This window comes from Bradyrhizobium oropedii, assembly GCF_020889685.1.
Classification (GTDB): Bacteria; Pseudomonadota; Alphaproteobacteria; order Rhizobiales; family Xanthobacteraceae; genus Bradyrhizobium; species Bradyrhizobium oropedii.
The window spans coordinates 1-4,468 of record NZ_JACMYO010000329.1 but is presented as its reverse complement, the minus strand read 5'-3'; the positions used below and the strand labels follow the sequence as shown (position 1 = coordinate 4,468).

At 66.8% G+C, this 4,468-nt stretch carries 5 protein-coding genes; 2 read left to right on the top strand and 3 right to left on the bottom strand.

Annotated features, from left to right (window positions below):
* Positions 1 to 123: 123 nt before the first annotated feature.
* On the bottom strand, positions 124 to 744 hold the full coding sequence (locus H8A95_RS41700; protein WP_229188270.1) for a glutathione S-transferase family protein: 621 nt from the start codon (positions 742 to 744) through the stop codon (positions 124 to 126).
* A gap of 164 nt (positions 745 to 908) precedes the next feature.
* Between H8A95_RS41700 and H8A95_RS41695 the strand changes: the two genes are divergently transcribed.
* Complete coding sequence (locus H8A95_RS41695) at positions 909 to 2,219, top strand: flavin-dependent oxidoreductase (RefSeq protein WP_229188269.1); 1,311 nt, start codon at positions 909 to 911, stop codon at positions 2,217 to 2,219.
* 116 nt (positions 2,220 to 2,335) lie between these two features.
* Here H8A95_RS41695 and H8A95_RS41690 read toward each other — a convergent pair whose 3' ends face one another.
* The gene (locus H8A95_RS41690; RefSeq protein WP_229188268.1) at positions 2,336 to 2,755 is read right to left on the bottom strand and encodes a PaaI family thioesterase; all 420 of its coding nucleotides are present in this window, start codon (positions 2,753 to 2,755) and stop codon (positions 2,336 to 2,338) included.
* A gap of 68 nt (positions 2,756 to 2,823) precedes the next feature.
* Entirely contained in the window at positions 2,824 to 3,915 is a 1,092-nt protein-coding gene (gene mutY / locus H8A95_RS41685) for an A/G-specific adenine glycosylase (RefSeq protein WP_229188267.1), read from the bottom strand.
* 163 nt (positions 3,916 to 4,078) lie between these two features.
* Between mutY and H8A95_RS41680 the strand changes: the two genes are divergently transcribed.
* Positions 4,079 to 4,468, top strand: a 390-nt coding sequence (locus H8A95_RS41680) for a DUF721 domain-containing protein (RefSeq protein WP_229188266.1), incomplete at its 3' end; no start/stop codon positions are given.

Here is a 4,468-nt window from a genome sequence, read left to right as displayed (position 1 = left end):
CCATCGCTGCTTGTGATGAAGACGGCAGCGGCCCCAGCGTGGCACAACGACTGCGATTTGGGGTTATGGGTCCCGGCTCGCGCTTCGCCTGGCCGGGACGACACCGAGTTTTGTTTTTGGCGCTTACGCCTTCTGCTCCGCCAGCACCTTCTGCACTGCCGGGCGGCTCTCCATCGCGGCGCGATGCGCCTTCACCTTCGGCAGGGTCGCGATGTCGACGCCGTCGCCGTCGAGCCAGAGGGTCAGCGTGTAGAGATAGGCATCGCCGACCGTGTAGCTGTCGCCCATCACCCACGGTCCCCTGAGCATGTCGCGCTCGATCAGGTCGAAGCAGGCGCCCATGGTCTTCGGGACCATCGTCTTCATGTCGGCGAACGACGTCTCCTGCGTCGCCCAGCGCGCGCCGCGCATCCTGTGGGCGTGGCAGACATGGACCGTCGAGCAGAGATAGGCGTTGAACGCCTGCAATCTGGCGAACTCGAAAGCGTCGTCGAGCGGCGCGAGCTTCGCCTGCGGAAAAGTCTGCGCGATGTAGGCCAGCATCGCCGGGGTTTCGGTCAACACACCACGGTCGGTCACCAGCGTGGGCACACGGCCCTTCGGATTGATCTTCAGGTACTCCGGGCTGTTCTGCTGGTTGGCCTTGAAGTCGAGCTTCTCGGTGGTGTAGGGCGCGCCGGCCTCGGCCAGCGCGATGTGGGAGGCGAGCGCGCAGGTGCCGGGGGCGAAATAGAGCTTGAGCATGTCGTTGTCCTCTGCGGGCCTTGTCGGTTCACTGCGAACCCGGCCCGGTTTTTATGAGATGCCGCGGACGTTAACCCCGGCCCCCCTTGCCGTCCACCCCGCGCGGTACCTTGCCCGCGGCAGGGCCGTCGTGCGATGACCAAGGCCAATCGAGAGGGCTTTTCATGACGGTGCTCATTGCAGGTGGCGGAATTGGCGGGCTGACGCTGGCGCTCAGCCTGCATCAGATCGGCGTGCCTTGCCGCGTGTTCGAGAGCGTGCCCGAGCTGAGGCCGCTCGGTGTCGGCATCAACGTGCTGCCCCATGCGGTGCGCGAATTGATCGAGCTCGGCCTGCACGATGTGCTCGACGCGACGGCGGTGCGCACAAGCGAGCTCGCTTATTTCTCCAAGCACGGCAAGCCGATCTGGAGCGAGCCGCGTGGGCTCGAGGCCGGCTATAAATGGCCGCAATTCTCGATCCACCGCGGCCGGCTGCAGCAGCTGCTGCTCGATGCCGCGACCGAACGGCTGGGTGCCGCGAACATCCTGACCAGCCATCACCTCACCGGCTGGACCGAAACGCAGGATGGCGTGCGCGCCGAGTTCATCGACCGCGCCACCGGCAAGCCCGCCGGCAGCTACGAAGGTACGGTGCTGATCGCCGCCGACGGCATCCATTCGGCGGTGCGCGAGAAGCTTTATCCGCAGGAAGGACCGCCGATCTGGAACGGCCGCATCCTGTGGCGCGGCATCACGCGGGCGGACTCCTTCCTCACCGGCCGCACCATGATCATGGCCGGCCACGAGATCCTGAAATTCGTCTGTTACCCGATCTCGAAGGAGGCCGGCGCCGACGGCAAGTTCGACATCAACTGGGTCGCAGAGCGGCACATGCCGCCGACCTATCAGTGGCGCCGCGAGGACTATAACCGCACCGCAAAGCTCGACGAGTTCCTGCCGTGGTTCGAAAACTGGAATTTCGACTGGCTCGACGTGCCCGGCCTGATCCGGAACTGTCAGCATGCCTATGAATATCCGCTGGTCGATCGCGACCCGATCCCGCAATGGACCTTCGGCCGCGTCACGCTGATGGGAGACGCCGCACACCCGATGTACCCGATCGGCTCCAACGGCGCCTCGCAGGCGATTTTGGATGCGCGCACGCTGACGCGCGAGATTTTGGCGCATGGCCCGACGCAGTTGGCGCTGTCAGCCTATGAGGCTGAGCGGCGGCCGGCGACGACTGATCTTGTCATGCTGAACCGCCGCAACGGCCCCGAGCAGGTGATGCAGCTGGTCGAGGAGCGCGCACCCAACGGCTTCGGCGTCGTCACCGAGGTGCTGTCGCAGCAGGAGCTGGAGGACATCGCCGCGAACTACAAGCGCGTCGCCGGTTTCCAGGTCGAGGGCCTGAACGCCAAGCCGCCGATCGTGCAGCGGGCGGGCGCACAAGCGCCGCGCAGCTTCAAGCCGCCTTCTATTCCGTCACCCTGAGGAGCCGCGCAGCGGCGTCTCGAAGGGTGCACGGCACGGCCGGTGGCCGTCGACCCTTCGAGGCTCGCTCCGCTCGCACCTCAGGGTGACGGGACTGGCTGTCGCGCGAGCAATCCCTAGCGCAGCGCCCGTGCCGCTTCCACCAACCGGATGCTGCTCGTCGCCGTCGCGAGCAGCGTGCCTTCTGCCGAGGTCAGCCGGCCCTCGACGAAGGCAATGGTCTTGCCGAGTTGCGTCACGGTCGCCTCGCCGGTGATCGGTCCGGGCTTGGCAGGCGCCAGAAAATTCACGGTCATCGTGATCGTCGTGGTGAAGAGCCTGCCCTCGGTCATCACGAACACCGCCGGCCCCATCGTGTCGTCGAGCATCGAAGACAGCATGCCGCCCTGGACGAAGCCGGCCGGATTGCAGAAGTCCTGCTTGCCGTCGAAGACGATCTTGATCCAGCCCTCCCGCGGGCGTGCATCGACAAGGTGCCAGCCGAGCAGGTTTGCGCAGGGCGGTCTCGGGATGTTGTCGAGCGCGGTTGCAATCATGGCGGCCTCCGTTGTGCCGGAGGTGATAGCCGGGCGCTGCTGCCAGCATGGTGTCAGCAGGTCATCCTTCAGAGGTCGAGCCCGTGCGCGACCACCTTGCGCATCACGTTCGGAAACGCCTCGCCGTCGAGCGTCGCCACCGGCACCCAGCGCATGCCGTCGGGCGCGCGGGTTCGTGACGGAACACTGGCCGTATAGACGACGAGCTCCAGCGGAAAGTGCGTGAACACGTGGGTGACGACCCCGGCCTTGCGGTGCCAGCGCGTGACGCCCTTGAGTTCCGGCGCCTGCGCCAGCGCCGCGGCATCCTCTTGCCCGGCGAGCCATTGCGATCCCGGCACCTCGGTCATTCCGCCGAGCAGACCCTTTTCCGGGCGCGAGCGCACCAATAGCTCGCCGCCGCGCGTCACCACGAAGGCCGCGCCACGACGCAGCGCGCCGCTCTTCTTCGGCGCCTTGCGCGGGAATGTCTCCTGGTCGCCGCGGATGCGGCCTGCACAATCGTCATTCAGCGGACACAATGCGCAGGCCGGCTTCTTCGGCGTGCAGATGGTGGCGCCGAGGTCCATCAAGGCTTGCGCACTGTCGCCGGCCCGAGATGGGCCGAGCAACGTCGCGGCCATCTCCTTGATCAGCGGCTTGGCCTGCGGCAGCGCCTCCTCGATGGCATAAAGCCTAGTGACCACGCGCTCGATATTGCCGTCGACCGGCATGGTGCGGCGGTCGAAGGCGATGGCGGCGATCGCAGCCGCCGTGTACGGCCCGATGCCGGGCAGCCCGCGCAGGCCGTCCTCGGTGTCCGGAAACACCCCGCCATGGTCGCCCATCACCGCAACCGCACAGGCGTGCAAATTGCGCGCCCGCGAATAATAGCCGAGCCCGGCCCACATCCTGAGCACATCGTCGAGCGAGGCGCGGCCGAGCGCGGTCACGTCGGGCCAGCGCGACATGAATTTCTCGAAATAAGGCCCGACCGCCCGCACCGTGGTCTGCTGCAGCATGATCTCCGACAGCCACACCCGATACGGACCAGCCCGCTCGCCCGCCGCCGCGCGCCATGGCAGCGTCCGGCGATGCCGGTCATACCAGGCGAGCAGCCGCGCCGGACGGGCGGTCTGGTGGTCAGTCGGTTTGGTTTTGGCGGCCGCGCGAGAACTCATGGGCCTACCTTAAGGTCACTGATCCAATCCCTCCACGTCATGCCCGGGCTTGACCCGGGCATCCACGTCTTTCTTTGTACTCTTCGTCCAGGCGTGATGACCGGGACAAGCCCGGGCATGACGGCCGGAGCGTTCCCTACCGCAGGATGCTATAACCCCTCCCATGTCCAGACCCGGCCCGATCAGCGCAAAGCCCCTGTCGATCCTGCTCAGCAACGTCTTCACCGACGCCTATGCCAAGCAGGGCTTTGCCGCACGTGAACTGGTGACGCGCTGGACCGAGATCGCCGGCGACCGGATCGCGGCCTATTGCGAGCCCATGAAGATGCAGTGGCCGCGCCCGGTGGAAGGGCAGCCGCAGGAGCCCGCGACCTTGGTGCTGCGGGTCGAAGGGCCGATGGCGCTGGAGATCCAGCACTCCTCCGATGTCATCCTGGAACGGGTGAACCGCTTCTTCGGCTGGCACGCGGTCGGCCGCCTGACGATCCGCCAGGCGCCGCTTTCGCGCCGCAGTCGCCCGGCGCGGCCGCGCCCGCCCGATGCCAAAACCGTG

Excerpts from the sequence above, each read along its gene's own strand:
- mutY (WP_229188267.1), bottom strand. The coding sequence starts at position 3,915 with ATGAGTTCTCGCGCGGCCGCCAAAACCAAACCGACTGACCACCAGACC.
- H8A95_RS41695 (WP_229188269.1), top strand. The coding sequence starts at position 909 with ATGACGGTGCTCATTGCAGGTGGCGGAATTGGCGGGCTGACGCTGGCG.
- H8A95_RS41690 (WP_229188268.1), bottom strand. The coding sequence starts at position 2,755 with ATGATTGCAACCGCGCTCGACAACATCCCGAGACCGCCCTGCGCAAAC.
- H8A95_RS41700 (WP_229188270.1), bottom strand. The coding sequence starts at position 744 with ATGCTCAAGCTCTATTTCGCCCCCGGCACCTGCGCGCTCGCCTCCCAC.